Source organism: Pirellulales bacterium (assembly GCA_036499395.1).
Taxonomy (GTDB): domain Bacteria; phylum Planctomycetota; class Planctomycetia; order Pirellulales; family JACPPG01; genus JACPPG01.
Genome location: DASYDW010000120.1, coordinates 37,044 through 52,657 on the forward strand (window position 1 = coordinate 37,044; position 15,614 = coordinate 52,657).

The 15,614-nt window shown below is 60.8% G+C and carries 16 protein-coding genes; 5 read left to right on the forward strand and 11 right to left on the reverse strand.

The window, feature by feature from the left end; translation table 11 throughout:
• The first annotated feature begins 98 nt into the window (after positions 1-98).
• Positions 99-1,145, forward strand: coding sequence for a metallophosphoesterase (locus VGN12_21865; protein HEY4312111.1), 1,047 nt, complete (start codon positions 99-101; stop codon positions 1,143-1,145).
• Positions 1,146-1,158: 13 nt separating this feature from the next.
• Here the strand turns inward: VGN12_21865 and VGN12_21870 are convergent, their stop codons facing one another.
• Complete coding sequence (locus VGN12_21870; GenBank protein ID HEY4312112.1) at positions 1,159-2,097, reverse strand: glycerophosphodiester phosphodiesterase family protein; 939 nt, start codon at positions 2,095-2,097, stop codon at positions 1,159-1,161.
• A gap of 717 nt (positions 2,098-2,814) precedes the next feature.
• Here VGN12_21870 and VGN12_21875 point away from each other — a divergent pair.
• Positions 2,815-3,033 carry a hypothetical protein gene (locus VGN12_21875; protein ID HEY4312113.1) on the forward strand — a complete coding sequence of 73 codons (219 nt, stop codon included), beginning with the start codon at positions 2,815-2,817 and terminating at the stop codon, positions 3,031-3,033.
• A gap of 33 nt (positions 3,034-3,066) precedes the next feature.
• Here the strand turns inward: VGN12_21875 and VGN12_21880 are convergent, their stop codons facing one another.
• From VGN12_21880 to VGN12_21910, 7 genes are all read right to left on the reverse strand, one after another.
• Entirely contained in the window at positions 3,067-3,783 is a 717-nt protein-coding gene (locus VGN12_21880; protein ID HEY4312114.1) for a hypothetical protein, read from the reverse strand.
• A 64-nt stretch (positions 3,784-3,847) separates the two neighbouring features.
• Complete coding sequence (locus VGN12_21885) at positions 3,848-4,879, reverse strand: DUF3500 domain-containing protein (GenBank protein ID HEY4312115.1); 1,032 nt, start codon at positions 4,877-4,879, stop codon at positions 3,848-3,850.
• A gap of 125 nt (positions 4,880-5,004) precedes the next feature.
• Positions 5,005-6,303, reverse strand: coding sequence for a PQQ-binding-like beta-propeller repeat protein (locus tag VGN12_21890; protein HEY4312116.1), 1,299 nt, complete (start codon positions 6,301-6,303; stop codon positions 5,005-5,007).
• Between the two features lie 214 nt (positions 6,304-6,517).
• On the reverse strand, positions 6,518-7,423 hold the full coding sequence (locus VGN12_21895; protein HEY4312117.1) for an alpha/beta hydrolase: 906 nt from the start codon (positions 7,421-7,423) through the stop codon (positions 6,518-6,520).
• A gap of 311 nt (positions 7,424-7,734) precedes the next feature.
• Entirely contained in the window at positions 7,735-8,442 is a 708-nt protein-coding gene (locus tag VGN12_21900; protein ID HEY4312118.1) for a hypothetical protein, read from the reverse strand.
• Positions 8,420-8,779, reverse strand: a complete 360-nt coding sequence (locus VGN12_21905; GenBank protein HEY4312119.1) for a helix-turn-helix transcriptional regulator — start codon at positions 8,777-8,779, stop codon at positions 8,420-8,422. Before VGN12_21905 ends, VGN12_21900 begins: the two co-directional genes overlap by 23 nt.
• A 120-nt stretch (positions 8,780-8,899) precedes the next feature.
• Positions 8,900-9,712, reverse strand: a complete 813-nt coding sequence (locus VGN12_21910; protein HEY4312120.1) for a ThuA domain-containing protein — start codon at positions 9,710-9,712, stop codon at positions 8,900-8,902.
• Between the two features lie 195 nt (positions 9,713-9,907).
• Between VGN12_21910 and VGN12_21915 the strand changes: the two genes are divergently transcribed.
• Entirely contained in the window at positions 9,908-10,912 is a 1,005-nt protein-coding gene (locus VGN12_21915) for a polysaccharide deacetylase family protein (GenBank protein ID HEY4312121.1), read from the forward strand.
• A gap of 94 nt (positions 10,913-11,006) precedes the next feature.
• Positions 11,007-12,218: an FIST N-terminal domain-containing protein gene (locus tag VGN12_21920; GenBank protein HEY4312122.1), complete on the forward strand. Its 1,212-nt coding sequence runs from the start codon at positions 11,007-11,009 to the stop codon at positions 12,216-12,218.
• A 132-nt stretch (positions 12,219-12,350) separates the two neighbouring features.
• On the opposite strand, the gene VGN12_21925 is transcribed toward VGN12_21920, so the two are convergent.
• From VGN12_21925 to VGN12_21935, 3 genes are all read right to left on the reverse strand, one after another.
• On the reverse strand, positions 12,351-12,638 hold the full coding sequence (locus VGN12_21925) for a co-chaperone GroES (protein ID HEY4312123.1): 288 nt from the start codon (positions 12,636-12,638) through the stop codon (positions 12,351-12,353).
• 251 nt (positions 12,639-12,889) lie between these two features.
• Positions 12,890-14,272 (reverse strand): amino acid permease, encoded by a 1,383-nt coding sequence (locus VGN12_21930; GenBank protein HEY4312124.1) that lies wholly within the window; start codon positions 14,270-14,272, stop codon positions 12,890-12,892.
• Between the two features lie 180 nt (positions 14,273-14,452).
• Entirely contained in the window at positions 14,453-14,632 is a 180-nt protein-coding gene (locus VGN12_21935) for a hypothetical protein (GenBank protein HEY4312125.1), read from the reverse strand.
• A gap of 242 nt (positions 14,633-14,874) precedes the next feature.
• Between VGN12_21935 and VGN12_21940 the strand changes: the two genes are divergently transcribed.
• The gene (locus VGN12_21940; protein HEY4312126.1) at positions 14,875-15,366 is read left to right on the forward strand and encodes a HEAT repeat domain-containing protein; all 492 of its coding nucleotides are present in this window, start codon (positions 14,875-14,877) and stop codon (positions 15,364-15,366) included.
• The last annotated feature ends 248 nt before the right edge of the window (positions 15,367-15,614 follow it).

Sequence of the window (15,614 nt, forward strand, 5' to 3'; positions counted from 1 at the left end):
GCAATCCTGCAGGACGCCATTTTGCAGCTTACAATGCGCGCAACCGACTCGGGCGATATGGTTATCTGGCATCAAACGGCTGGCAGGAGCAATTTCTGATGATCGATAAACGATGGACTCGTCGTGAGTGGAATGGGTTGGCGTTGGCGGGTTTGGGAAGCTGTCTGGCCGGCGACTGGAGTAGCGCCGCGGAACCGGCTGCCGATAGTGCGGCTCCTTTGGAGTTTGTCCCTGGCTCGTTCACGATCGTGGCGTTGCCCGATACGCAGATATACTGCGAGACTTATCCGCGCCACTTCATCAACCAGACGCGGTGGATCGTCGAGAATCAGGAAAAGTACAAAATCAAGTTCGTGGCCCACCTGGGCGATATCACGAATCGCAACACGCCCGAGCAATGGGAAGTCGCACAGGAAGCACTGCGTGTGCTGGATGGCGAGGTCCCCTATTCGCTGGTGCTGGGGAATCACGATTGCGGGCCGGGAGGGAACTGCACGACACGCGATACGCTCTTGAATGAATATGTGTCACTCAAGACGATCAGCGCGCAGCGCACGTTCGGCGGCGTCAAGGAAGAGGGGCGCCTGGACAATAGCTACCACACATTCGAAGCCGGCGCGAACAAGTTCCTGGCGCTGGCCCTGGAATTCGGGCCGCGTGACGAGACGGTTGCCTGGGCCGATACGATTGTCGCTCGTTACCCGCAACATCGCGTGCTGCTGACGACGCACGCTTACATGTATTACGACGACACTCGCTACGACTGGACCAAATTCGGCAAGGAACAGAAGTGGAATCCACACGCTTATGGCACGGCGAAGCTGGCCGGCGGCACCAACGATGCGCAGCAGCTATGGGACAAGTTGATCGCCAAGCATCCGAATTTCTTCATGACCCTCAATGGTCACGTGCTGGAAGACGGGCTGGGCCGACTGACGACGCCCCGGCAGGACGCAAACGACGTGCATCAGATGCTGGTCAACTACCAGATGAAGACCGAGGGGGGCGAGGGCTTTCTGCGGCTCATCGAGTTCTTGCCTGACAAGCGCACGGTGCAGGTGAAGGCGTTTTCACCTTCGACCGGCACATATAAGACCGACCCTCAGAATCAATTCACGTTGCAACTGAATCCGCCGCTGATCTGACGGTTCGAGGTCGTTATTTCCCAGCGGCGCGGGCCTGAACCCCTATGTCGGGAAAGTCTGTGAACAGGCCGTCGACGTCGTAGGTCCAAAAGTACCGGCCGGTCTCTGCTGCGTCCTTGCCCAGCGTGTAGGGAAAAACCTTCAGCCCGCGCTGGTGTGCCCGGCGGACCAGCGAATTGTCGTCGACCGGTTTGCCGTCGTTTTCGATGCGATTGATGGCCGGGCCGATGCCGTCGGCGAAGGTCGCCAGATCGTCCAGCGTGCGATCATCGAGCGCCGCGCCGGTTAAGAAAACGAGCCGGAGGTCGCTCTTCAATTCTTGGCGGATGCGGCGCAGGGCATCGAGTTCGAAGCATTGCACGATCACCGGATCGCTGCGCTTCGTACACTCGAAGGCGGCGTACTGGTCCAGCAGCTTGGCCTCGAGGGGCTGGCCCTGTTCCCGATGCCAGCGCGGGTTCTTTGGCTCGGGAATCGTGCCTACGTTTCGCCCCGTGCGCTCGTTCAAGCGGCGGATCATCGTGAGCATCTCGACCAGCGTGGGGATCTGGTAACCAGGTTCGGCCGAATCGCGCCGCCCCTTGATGGAAAGGGTCTTCAATTCGGCGAGCGTGAAATCGATGAAGTAGTATCGTCCATCCTCGCGGCGGCGGTCGGGGAACAACTCGGCGACGTTGGTCGTGTCCCCCATGTGAATGTCGTGATTGCACACCAGCACGCCGTCGCGGCTGATTACGACGTCAGGCTCGATGAAGTCGGCTCCCTGGGCATAGGCGAGCGCGTACGCTTCCAAAGTATGCTCGGGCAGGTATCCACTGGCGCCGCGATGCGCGATCACGATCTTGCCGTCTGCGGTTGACGTGTCGGCGGCGCGTGCCGGAAACGCGGACGCACTGGCGATCAAAAGAGAACATGAAGAAAAATTCAGTATGGCTCGTATAGCGATGTGCATCCGTCAGTTATCCATTCTGTAGGCGACGCTGAAGCTTCATGACGTCTCCTTAAGGTACGGTTGAATCACCGGTAGTTCCAGTGTGAATCGCGTTACGGAAGCTGCGCGGAAGGGCGTCATTGTCGTTCAAAAATGAGCACTTTAGCGCGCCGAATTGCACGCTGCGGCAAGTTATCCGCAGGGCGGCGCGGCGCAGTGAGACGCCTCGACGCACAAAGGCTTCGTTGCTAAAGTCTAAACCAGGATGTCGCCCTTCGGGGTGGCTCCCGGGTCGCCAGGTTCCTGCCCCACCTGGCGGCTCTTTTTTTGCGCGCGTTGAGAATGTTTTCATCGCGGCGCCAAAGATCGGTGCGGCGATGTGATTCCATTATTGCTATTTCTATTCGGTGGCGTGTTTGCCATGGACGGTGCTCGGCAACCGTGCGAACGCCGGAAATCAACCGCGGTGCGCCGTCCGACATGACACGATCGGCAATATCGCTAAGGGCGCTAATGGGCGGCGTCGCAAGGCGATTTTCAGCCGCCAGAGCGGGGCAGGGGAGTGGAAGGGGAGGCGAAGCCGCCTTGCCCGTCGTTGTTTTGCGGGCTACGATCCAGCACCCGGTCGCGGGATTTCGATTCTTTCGAAGCAGGTCCACCAGGCGCGCCTGTCCGTTTTCGCGGCCCCGAATAGTTAAGCGCATCCTTCTCGGCATGGCGGCAGGAGTATCGTCGGCAATGACCACTCACGAGCATCAACACGGCGGCAAGCACGAACACGGCCACGAGCATGGTCATACGACCCATCGCAAAAGGCCGATCCACCACAGTCTGATGTTGTGGGGGGCGGTGATCTTGATGCTGATCGCGATGGTGGTTTACGTGATGTCCGACGACGAACGATTCATACCGGGCAACGACAAGAAGGAGCCGATGCCCGCCGCTCCCGCGCTGTAATGCCGGTCGCTTAAGTGGAGCGTCTGCCAGCCTTTACCAATGCATGTGTACGTTGGGGAGCGTTTCGTGCAATTTTGCGACGCCGGCGTCGGTGACCTTGGTCCCTTCGACGTACAGCGATTCCAGGCCGGTCAGGCTGGTCAACTGCTGAATGCCTTCGTCCGTGATCGGTGCATTCTCGATGATCACGAACTTGAGCGCCGGCAGCTTGGCCAGATGGGCGAGCCCCCGGTCGTCAACCTGCGAACGTCCGAGCCGCAGTAGCTCTAGGTGCTCGTGTTTGGAGAGCGCGGCCAGCCCTGCACCGGTTACCTGAGCCGCGGCCAGATTCAAGACGCGCAGATTCGGCCAGTTCGTAACCACCGATAATCCCTGGTCACTGATGGTCGTCTCACCGAGCACCAGGGTTTGCAGGTTAGCCAGCTCGGCAAGGTGAGACAGGCCGGCGTCCGTGATCTTGGCCTTCGGAAGCTTGAGCACTTCCAAAGACGTTAGCGTCACGAGTCGCGCCAGGTCCTCGTCGTGCAACTCGGCATCCGGGACTTCGACCGTGCGCGATGTGCCATCGCTCGCCATGTGCAATTGATGCGCGAATTCAGGGTCGATCTGGCCATCGGCGATCGTATCTTCGCCTGGCACAACAACCGGGCACATGTTTGGTCCGTCGCAAGATTGATTGCAGCCAGCGAGCGCGCAGACAACCATGCCGATCAGTAACGTGGCCGATAGTGATGCTGAAAGGCGAGCCATTTCGCGTTCCGAAATTGGGAATGATGTCCGCACGAAATCTTTTGCCGCTAACCGCGCCACGACGTTAACGGCCTTGGCCGAAATCACCCTTCGCGTCTCGCCACAGCGAATGAATGTGATTCGCCGGATTGCCGGCCGAATCGGGCTGCGTGTTGACGAACTCGATGACGAACGTTGGGCCCTGTACGACGTAATAATGGCCGATGCCCGGCTTGTCGGCGCCGGCCCAGGCGAACTGGATCTTGTCGATGCCTGCTTGCTCGAGCGCATCAAGGCGGCCTTTGGCGACCGACTCGGGCATGTTGTCCGTGTAGGCCTTTAAGAGCGCGCGAAGCAACGTGACTTGTTCGGCGGTCATTTCGGCAACCGAAAGGCCGCCGAGCGACTCTTGCGGCGCTTGGGGCTTGGCAGCGCCGCGCAGGTCGTTCGGCGCTTTTTCGGCGATCGTGGCTTTCTTACGCTGCTCGGGTGTCAGCGATGCCAGCAGTTTGAAGCCCGTGTCTTCCTCGGGCTTGAGGACGCGCATGCCCTTTTTCAGGTCACCGAAGTCTTCTCGCAGCTCGGCCGGATTGGCACCGAAGAACGTGGGGGTCGTGGCCGCGACATGTCCGTGATCGACCACGAAATTCAGCGATAGGTGATGCCCCTCGACACTCCAGCCCCAGCGGCCGGCGTCATCGGGCGACCCGAACACCGTGAAGTAATAACGCTCGGGATCGCGAATCGGCGAATCGGTTTTCGCCTTCTCCAGCTCGCGCAAGAGGGCTTCGAGGCTCATGATCGTTTTGGCCTTGTCGTAGCCCAGGTGGCTCAAGCCGCTTTCCAGCAGCTTGTGGGCGGCGCGGCGGGCCGACTCGTCCATCTGCTTGATCTGCAGCCCCTTGCGTTGGGGCTTGGGGATGAAGTGCCAGTCGAGCCGGGCCGGATCGTCGAAGGGAATCGTGGCCGTGGTGCGCTGGTCGGCCGGCAGCGTTGACAGGAAGCCTTGCGCTGCGGTCACCATATCAGGACCGGGCCCGGCCGGACGCAGTTTCAGCCATCCGCCGGCAATTGCCAGGATCGCCACCCCCGCCAGAATCGAATACTTCGTACGCATGTTCAAAGAGATCCCTTAAGTGGTTGCCAATTCTTCAGCTTTGATTCGCTTGCGCCGCGTTTGTTAACACTGGCGCCGGTAGGTGTATTACACGCTTGGTGTTCGTCGACGTTTGTCCTTCAAGCCTACTCCGCGGCCAGATTGGCGCACACTAGCTCTTTGTCATTGCGGGCGAAGACATGCTTGTTGGCGTAGGCCGGATGGGCCCAGCAAACGCCGTCTTTACGGCGCAGTTGCTCGGTGGTGGGATCGATTAGCTTGGTACGGCTCAGCTCTTCGAAACCTTTGGGCGAGAGCTTGGTGATCAGCAGCTCGCCGCGATCGTTGAACATCCAAATCTTGTCACCATTTTTGACCATGTGGATCGTGGCCCAGCGCTCGCGGGGTACGGCCTGCTGGCTTTCCCAAATGCGATCGCCTGTCTTGGCGTCCAGGCAGCGTAGCTCGCCATAGCTGTCAACTCCGTAGACGTAATCACCCGCCATGTAGGGCGTGCTGATGATCGAATGCAGACTGTCGGTCAGCTTCTCGTCGGGGCCCAGCCGGCGCCAGATTTGTTCGACCCCCAGCCGATCCTGAAGCAGCTTCAGCATCAACGAGCCATCGTAGAAGCAACTGACGAACAGCCGATCCTTTTCCACGATCGGCGTGGCGATGTTGATGATCATTCGGGTGGGCTTGAAGGGATGTTCCCAGTACTGCTTGCCCGAGGCGGGGTCGAGCCCTGCGACGTGTTCGCCGGTCCAGCACACCAATACACGCTGGCCCGCTTGTTGGATAATGATCGGCGCCGAGTAAGAGGCATTGTCCGCCAGCGATCGCCAGCGTTCCTTGCCGCTGACTTTGTCGAACGCCACCACGCAGGCGTTGTCTTCACCGCCGATTTGCACGATCACGAGATCGTTGTCGACAAGCGGCGAAGCGGAAATGCCCCAGATTGGCATACGAATCTTGTATTCGGCATTGAGGTCCTTCGACCACAAGACCTTGCCGCCGGCCGCATCGTAGCAGTGCAAGTGCCCCATCGTGCCCAAGGCGTAAGCGCGACCATCGTCGATCGAGACCGAAGCCCGCGGTCCGGCCACGTACTGCACTGTGTATTCGCAATCGTACTGGTGCGTCCACAATTCTTTGCCCGTCTTGGCGTCGAAGGCATGGGTCCGTTCGATCTGATTGGGCATGTCGACCCGATCCATGACGTACACCCGGCCGGCAGCGACCGTGGGGCCGCAGTACCCGGCAGAAATTGGTACGCGCCACTCGGGGACGATTCGCTCGGCGGGAAGGGTCGCGACGATACCGGTCTCGTTCCAGACGCCGTCACGGTTCGGCCCGCGCCATTGCGGCCAATCGTCAGCGCGTGAGATAGGCGCGCTCAATGCCAATACGGCCAGCACGAAAATCGCTCGGCGGAATTTCGTCATGGAAAATCCTTTCTCACGGTGCGAATCATAACCTTGCGTATCATACCCTCTGCGAATCATAGCAGTGGGGCGAAGCACCGACCGCGCCCTCGGGTGGGTGGCTGGCTGCGGTGCAGGCAAGCTGTTTATCGAACCGCGCGGACCGCCTGGATGGCGGACTGGCGACCGATTCTCAGAATCCACGCGGCGTGGTTCGCTGCGCTACGGACGAAAACTATTCGCCGCCAGCCGCGGCCGCCGCCGGCTTCTTAGCATCGTCGCGGGCGTTGGCTTCGAGAAATTCTCGAAGCGTCTTGCGGAATAGCGGGTTCGTGAAGGCTGTCATGTGATCAGCCCCCTCAATCACAACCACGCGCAGGTTCTTCATCCGCTTTTCGAGTTCGTCGACCCCCAGCTTCAACGGGTCGATTTCGCCGATTAAAGAGAGCGTCGGTACTTTGTTGTTCTTGAGCTGGTCTTCGGTGACAGCGAGTCCGGTCATGCCGCGAATGACCGCGGCGAGCGCCTTTTGATCGTTGGTGAGCATCAGCATTTGATTGATGCCCGAGAGTTGCTCGGCGGTGGGCTTGGGGCGACCGGCCGGTGTCAGCTCTTCGATCAAGGGGCCGATCCCTTTACCGGCTTCGAGCGATTCGGCAAGCGTTTTCAAGAATGCCAGGCGATCATCGTCGGCCTGGGCCCAACCGGCGCCACCGAGCGTGGCCGTGATGACGCGATCCGGATGGGTCGTTAGCAGCTTGTTCGTGATGAAGCCCCCCATCGAGTAGCCGACGATGTGAGCTTTGTCGATCTTCATTTCGTCCAGTAGCCGGACCACGTCCTCGACCATGTGGATGCCGTATTTTTCGGGCTCATGCGGCTTGCCGCTGCGACCGTGACCGCGATTGTCCATCGCGATGACCTGATGGTCCTTTGCCAGGTCTTTGATCACGCCCGAAGCGCCCCACTGGACGGGGATGCTGGCGGCGAAGCCATGGATCAGGACGACCGGTTCGCCTTCTCCTTCGACGATGTAATGAATCTTTACACCGTCGGACAAAAAGTAGCGGTCGTCAGCGCGAACCGCGGAAACGAACAGCAGCGCAAGCGACAACAGCAAGAGCGTGAGGCGGCGTGGCATGGCAACATCCTCTGAAAGAGAGAAAGCTTCGAAGTAATTAAAAAATGGCGCGCGGACGCATTCACCGCATCGAGGCCCCCAGTCCTGCGCCACGCCGTCGCTTACCGTCTGAGGACTGGATTGCATTCGCCGCGGAAATGCAAAGTTCGCGTCATTGTGTGCCACCCGCCATGCGGGGTCAATCGTGCCAGCGGATTTGCGTTTTACGGGCGCATGGTCGAGTTCTCAAATAGCGCAACAAAAAGCCGGCCGCAGGAACAGTCGCTCCTGCGGCCGGGCATTAGGCTCGTGTCCAAGATCGGCGTCGAAAGTTACGACGCCACGGCCGTAGGTCGTGCGCGCATTTGCCGGGAGAAGATCAGCATGCCGATCGCTAGCGGCACAACCAACTTTGCCAATTGAATGAACGCGGTGTTGGTCGCAAATCCCAAACCCATCGTCAAGCTGCTTTTGCCGGAAACGGGGGAGACGTACATATCCATCTGCGACAGGCCAGCCAGGACGCCCAGGATGGCGCCCGTAATGATCGGCCAGTGTCGTTTGACGCTGGCTCGCGCGGCGAGCCAGGCAAACAGCGCGGCGGTGAGCGTGGCCGGCACCAATAGGGCACCAATGCACAAGAGCCGCATCACGCCGACGCCGGTCGGCGACATGCGATCGCTCGACATGCCGGGGTCCAACGCCTTGATGACGCGGCCCGCGCCGACAACGCCAAACAAACTGGCCAGATACCCCACGGCCACGACTAGGACCGGCAGGGCGATGAACATCAAAACCGGGTGTCGTCCCGTGAAGCTGCGCTGCGTGTATTCGTGCGCCGCGTGTCGCGCAATTTCCTGCGGCGATCCCAAACGATCAACTACGCTGCGGGACTGGAGAGCATCCGTGCTCATCTGATCCTCCAAAAAATCGGTGAAATGATCCGACAACTCGTCCACAAGCCGGGCAGCGTACGCCGCCGGTAGATTCATCCGGGCTAACTGCTGTCGCAGTTCGTCAAGCCACACTGGGTCGGGCACGTTCGCCTCCTTGCAGGCAGCCGCTAACCGCGGCTACGACGCGTTGCCAATCAACCACGGTTGCAGCCAACTGCTTCCGGCCGCGCGGCGTCATGCGGTACACGACGCGGTCGCGCCCGGCGGCGGGCTGGCGTCGACTGGCCAAGAGTTCTTGCGCCTCGAGCCGATGCAGGATCGGATAGATGCATCCTTCGCCGAACTCGAGTTGCTCGCCGCTGGCAGTACGGATCGCTTGTACAAGCTCGTAGCCGTACATCGGCCGCTCGTCCAGCAGGCGCAGAATCAACATCTCGGGCACGCCGTTGAGAAACGGCGGATTACTCTTTTTGCCATTCATGCCGGGCCTTGTACCTCAAGGTTCGAGGTATGGCAAGGTCAGTTCGAAGGCATAAGATATGGCGCCGCGGATCTGCGCCTACGACTTTCCCGAATGTGAACCGTTGCGGGCGTGTGCGCGTCAGTTGTTTGGTAACGCGAAGATCGTCTCTGGCACGTCGATGTTGACGCCGGCGGCCGGGATTTCGAGCTTCATCGTCCACATCACGCCCTGGGTCACCAGGCGGCGATAGAACTCTTGCTTCCAATTCTCGTGGAAATGTAAGCCGGTGAAGCCGAACGATCGGCCGCCGTCGGGACGCTGCCAGGCGAGCGCCACCATTTCGTCCTGGCCATCGATCTTCGCCGTCAAAACGGGCTGCGGCTGCGAGTCACCTGTCGGTCGTTTCAGGCGATAGTAGAACTCGTCATGCACGGTGAGCGGCGTTAGTCCTTGCGCGATCGCATGACGTGGCTCGGCCGGGCTCAACTGTGTTTCCAGTACCTGGTAGCGGCGGTCGGGCCCGCCGTGACAGCCGCCGAAGAGTTGCGTAAATGGTCCCACGAACTGCGGGTCCTTGGCGCCGATACCCCAGTGCAGCGCCGTGAGTCCGCCGCCACGCGATGCCAGTTGCGCAATCGCACCCTGCCGACGCGGATCGGCGGCGATCCACTTGGCTCCTTCCGAGACGTAGATCACGATGCCATCGGCGCGCCGAATCAAGTCGGGCCCCTCGGCCCAGGGTTCCTCGGCCTGAACGGTGCGCACCTCCAAGTCGTCGCACTTTTGCAAGGTGGCGGCCAGCACGCGCAAGCCGGGCATGAATTCGTGCGTCGTCACCGGATGGTTGTCACGCTTCTGGCCGATCAATAACAGTTGTTTTTTCTCACCCGCATACCCCACCTGACCGATTCCCAGCGCGACAACCAGGGCGAACGCAAACCGCTTGAGCATGAGAGACCTCTCTTAGAAAACTCGCAGCAGCCAATGTCCGCGGCACCAAAGAATGGGGTGATTATAGTCCATCGGTCCGTGAGGATGTCGATCCTTGACGCCCGCCGCCGCGCGAACGAGAATCGGACGCTGTTCGCCCAACCCCACCTGGCCCGATTCGTCAGGCCATTAACTCCGCCGAAGGACTTTCTTGCCATGCCTGCACTTCGCTTGTCGTCGCTCGTTTCGCGGTCGATTTCCGTCGGTTGGCGGCGCGCAGCGCTGTGCTTGTTCGTTGGCTTGGCGACGTTCGTCCTGCAATCGACAGCGGGTGCTGAGCCGTGGAGCGAGAAGCTCGGCTTTCCCGCGGGCAAGAAGGTGCTGATTCTGCACGCCGACGATATCGGCATGTGCTACGAGGCCAACGAAGCGGCCAAGACTTACCTGAAGGCCGGGCAGATCCAGTCGGCGGCGTTGATGGTGCCGTGCCCCTGGTTCAATGAGATGGCCAACTGGTACATCGAAAACCCCGACTACGATATCGGTCTACACCTGGCAATGACCAGTGAATGGAAATGGTATCGCTGGGGGCCCGTGGCCGAGCGCGCGAAAGTGCCCGGCCTGATCGATAACGAAGGCTATCTGTGGCGCAACGTGCAATCGGTCGTTTTGGCGGCGAAGCCGGCCGAGATCGAGGAGGAGATTCGCGCCCAACTCAATCGCGCTCTTGCCCGGGGAATCAAGCCCAGTCACATCGACACGCACATGGGGACGTTGTACGCCCGTCCCGATTACACGCGGGCGTATTTGAAGGTTGCCGAAGAGTTCCGCATTCCGGCCATGGCTATCGAGCCTACGCCGAAAGTGATGGAGAAGTTCAAGAAGCAGGGCTATCCCGTCAGCGAGGCCGGCAACAAAATTCTGACCGAATACAAGCTGCCGAAACTCGACGACTTCTATGGCGCGCCCGAAGGGAAGACCTACGAAGAGAAACGCGAGAATTTCTTCCAGCTTGTCCGCTCGCTTGATCCAGGTATCACCGAGATCATCTTCCACCCCTCGGTGCAAACCGAAGGGCTGAAGCACATCACCGGTTCGTGGCAGCAGCGCGTGTGGGAAGCGCAGATGTTCGCCGATCCGGTCGTGCTGGCCTTCTTCGAACGCGAAGGGATTTTGTTCACGAATTGGAAAGAGATGATGAAACGCTTCGACAAGAAGTAGGCGGCGGCGAAGGCGGTTAACGCGGTCGGCGATCAAAACTGCAGACCGCCATAGATTAGGTGCGGCTCTATCGGCGCCTAGAAGGATCGAACGTATGACGACGGACGTGGCAAGCAGGTCGCGATTTTCAACAGGCTTCTCGCAGCAGGAAGATGCCCGACAGGCTGCGCTCGAGGCGAGCCGTCAGGCGCTCGATAAGTTGGGCGCCCGGCCGCACCTGGCGCTGGTGTTCGCCGCCGGATTCGAACCGGATGACTTTGCCATTCTGGCTCGCACGTTGCACGCAGAACTCGGCGCGGGCTGCCTGCTGGGCTGCTCGGCCGAGTCGTTGGTCTACGATGCGACCGAGATCGAAGGGGATCGGGGGCTGGTGGTCTGGCTGACGCATTTGCCTGGCGTCACGCTGACGCCGATGCATCTGGAGTTCGAACGCACCGACGACGGCGTCGCCATGCTCGGCTGGCCGGAGTCTTTGGAAGGCACGCTTCCCGCCGGATCGAGCTTGCTGCTGCTGGCCGATCCGTTCACTTTTCCGGCGGATACGCTCTTGGCACATTTGAACCGGCACCAGGAGGGCATTCCGGTTTTCGGCGGTATGGCCAGTGGTGCGATGTCCGCGGGCGACAATCGGCTGATTTTCGCCGACCAAGCCCTCGACGATGGCGCCGTCGCTGTCCTAATCGATGGGCCGATTCGCGTTCGGAATGTCGTCAGCCAGGGTTGTCGACCGATTGGACGCCACTTCGTCGTGACCAAGGCCGATGACAACGTGATTCTCGAACTGGGAGGTCGCCCGGCCGTCGCGCAATTGCAAGAGCTCTACCAGCAGCTCACGCCTGCCGAGCAGCAGTTGGCGCAGCGCGGCCTGCACGTCGGGCAAGTGATCAACGAATACCAGGACCGCTTCAGCCGTGGCGATTTTCTGGTGCGCAACGTCCAAGGCATCGACGCCAAGGCGGGCGCTATCGCGATCGGCGATTACGTGCGAGTCGGTCAAACCGTGCAATTTCACGTGCGCGACGCGGCCACGGCCGACGAAGACCTGGCCGAGCTGCTGGCCACGGCGCACTCCACGAATCGAGGTTCGTGCGCCGGCGCGCTGGTATTCACTTGCAACGGGCGCGGAACTCGCTTATTTCCAGAACCGCATCACGACGCGCAAGCCGTCGCCCGGCAGTGGCCGGCGGTGCCGACGGCTGGCTTCTTCGCGCAAGGCGAAATTGGGCCGGTCGGAGGCAAGAACTTCATTCACGGATTCACGGCCAGCATCGCGCTGTTCGAGCCAACCGCTGAAAAGTCAGCCTGAAAGCATGGGCCGCGAGGGTCTGCGCGTTGCGGAATCGCGCGTACGAGCGGCAAGCCTGGGGCGAGTCAGAACGGCGAAGTACACAGACGGCTCAGTGTAGGAACTGCGCACTTCAAGAACGGCGCATTGTGCTCAAGAAAGCACGGCGAGGATCTCGTCTTCGTGCAGAATCAACAGCTCTTCGCTGTTGTACTGCACTTCGGTGCCGGCGTAGTCGTTGAACAACACCCGGTCCCCTTCGTTGACCTGTGGCCTGGCGCGGGTGCCGTCTTTAAGAATGATGCCGTCCCCCACGGACAGCACGCGTCCTTCGCGCGGCTTTTTGCGAGCGCCTTCGGGCAGAACGATGCCGCCCGTGGTCTTCTCCTCCGCCTCCATTCGTCGCACCACGACATTCGGGCCGAGGGGAATGATTCGCATAGACCTGGAGAACTCCGCTGGGCTTTTCGTCGGCCGAGAGAACGCGCGCCACCGGGACACGCGGCAGCCGACAAGAAACGATTTTCGCACGCCCGGGGGCGCCCCGCAAGTGAACGGTTGTGCCAGCCGTGGTCGAATTTGGCAGAAGATTTGCCGCGCGTGACGCCTTTGCGGACACGGCAAGCGGTATCGTTCGATACGTGCCTGATCGTGACAGGCAGAAAGTCGGACGGCGTGCCAAGGTGCAGGCGTTATCGGCCGTCGCGCGAGATGAACGCCAACACCACGCCCGGGGCCATTAGTCCAGCGGCCCACAGCGCGGCCCAGGAGCGAGCCTCGATGGCGTGCAGCACGCCGGCGAACACGATACCGGCCGCGCCCGTGCAGAATACGGCCGGCAACAGCGGATACCACGGCACTCCAAACGGCCGGGTACGTTCCGGATCGCGCTCTCGCAGCACGATTACCGAAAGCCCGGTAAGCAGCAGAAAAGACCAGAAGACGGGTGTCGTAAAATCGATCAACCGCTGGAAGCCGCCCCCTTGGGTTTCGCTACCTATGACACCGAAGCCGACGACGGCCAGCAAGGTGCAAGCCGCTTGAATCACCAGTGACCAGGCGGGCGTGCCGAAACGCGAACTCCAGCGACCGACCAGCGCAAATAGCGAATGATCGCGCCCCATCGCGTAATAAATCCGCGCCCCGGTGAAAATCATGCCGTTGATGGCTCCCAGAGTGGAAATGCAAATCAATATTGCAATCCCTCGCCGCCCCCAATCTCCCAGTCCCAATGCCGCGACGTCACCGGCCACGGCGCGACTGGCGGCGAATCCCTGCAGGCCTAGCGCGTGAACGAAGGCCAGGTTCACTCCCACATAAATCGTGGCCACGGCGAACACGCCCAGCAGTAACGCTCGCAGGATATTCCGTTCGGGATTGCGAACCTCGGCCGCGGCGTAGGCAATATCGTTCCAGCCTCCGTAGGTGAAGACGACCAGGATCAACGCCAGGCCCACGTTGTAATTGGGCGCTTCTTCGAGAGCCGGTGGCGCCTGTTCGAGCGGAGCGCGGCACGTCAAGCCGACGATCATGACGATCGATAATCCCAGCAGTTTGGCCGAGGTTAGCGCGTTCTGCGTCCATTTTCCTTCACGGACGCCGAGAATATTGATGCCGCTGATGACAAGCACCGCACCGGCGGCATAGATCGTGAACGAATAGGGCCCCAGCGAAACCAGCTGCGTGGCATACCGTCCGAAGACATAGGTCATGGCGCCGATCGAGCCGGGGCGAATCACCCACAGTTGGGCCCAGGCGAAGAGGAAGCCCAACGCCCGGCCGAAGGCACGCGTGAGATAGACATAGTCACCGCCGTCGGCCGGATAGGTTGTGGCCAATTCGGCATAGCACAGTGAGCCCACGAGCGAAAACAGGGCTCCCAGCAGCCAACCCAGGATCAACCACACGGCACTCGGCACATTGCCCGCAATGACAGGCGTGGTTTCGTACAGCCCTGAGCCGATGATGATGCCGACGATCATCGACGTGGTATCGAACAGCGACAACCGCCGCTGGGGCTGCGCGCCCGCGGCGGGTGGGGTGTTCGCGTCGGAAGGAATGTCGTTTGATGTCACGTGGCAAAGGGCGCGAAGGGTCGAAGCCGCGGCAGTCTGGGGGGCATTGTAGCAAGACGAAGCGCGGCCGCGCGAAACCAGGCCGCGATCGATGCCCACGAAGCGGCGGCGACTCTTGGCAAAGTGACAGAACGCGATTCGAAGAAATCGCCGGTGCGGACGCGAATCGGTGCTACCCGATTAACGACGCAAGGTATCGCCCGTGCGCAGGCGGGTCGCGATGCGCGGCCGATTGAGAGAATGCTCAGGCGAGTCGTCGCTGTCGTCGAGCGCGGGAATCGTGAATTCCCATAGCGCAAAAATCAGTGCGATGACCGCCCACAAAAGCGTCGTTCGCACTCGCCAGTTTCGGATATCCATAACCCGACTTTCCGCTGCGAAGTTCCTTGCAGTATGCTGACGCCTCGACCGGCGCCGCACGTGTCGACGCCGGCGTTGATCTTATCGATTCTGAAAGATGTATCGGCACGAACCAGTATGCGAAATATATTCTTTCCCGTGCTAGCCTATCGGAATTGCTGGAAGCTGGGGGGGGCGGGCGGGATGGCTTCGCAATGCTACGAACCTTTTTCGCGGGAATTCATTACCTGCAGAGGTGATTCATGACGGCGGACCTGGCGGCAATGATCGGTGCCCTGCGTTCGAAAGACACGAAGGCCCAGGCAGCCGCGGCCCAACAACTGGCGCAGTTGGGTGAAGATGCGCAAAAGGCGGCCGTGCCATTGGTTGAAGCTTGCGCTGCCGACGAATCGATGCGCGAATGGGTGACCGCGGCGCTCGAGGGACTGGGCGCGCCCCAAGCGACCGATGTGCCAGCGCTCATAGCGCTCCTCAAACGGACGGAATTGGATGTCGCCTACTGGGCTGCCACGCTGTTGGGGCGACTGCACGCCGACGCGGCGCCGGCCGTGGCGGCGCTAGTCGAGGCGCTTGAGCGTCACCGTGAAGGTGCCGTGCGCGAGCGGGCCGCATGGGCGCTCGGGCAGATCGGCCCTGCGGCCAGTGCGGCTCTCGCGCCGTTGCGGACGCTCAGTTCAGGCCACGGGCGGTTGGCACGCCTGGCAGGAGACGCCGTGAAACAGATCACGAGCTGAAGTTGTCCGTATTTGCCAGCGCCGGTGACTTGCTCGTCGCAGCGGAACTGGGTGGGACATTTACCCCATGCCCGCTTTGTTCGATCGCCGCCCGTTTCGCATCGAACATATTTCTAACAATCCGACGTCGCTCCTGGTCACGATTGACCTCCCCGCCGGCTGGTAGGCGATGAAAAAGTAATTGTCGGTCGGCTTATGCCGTCGGGTTCACGCCGGCGCCTGTCGCGAACTGGCATCGGGAATGATGC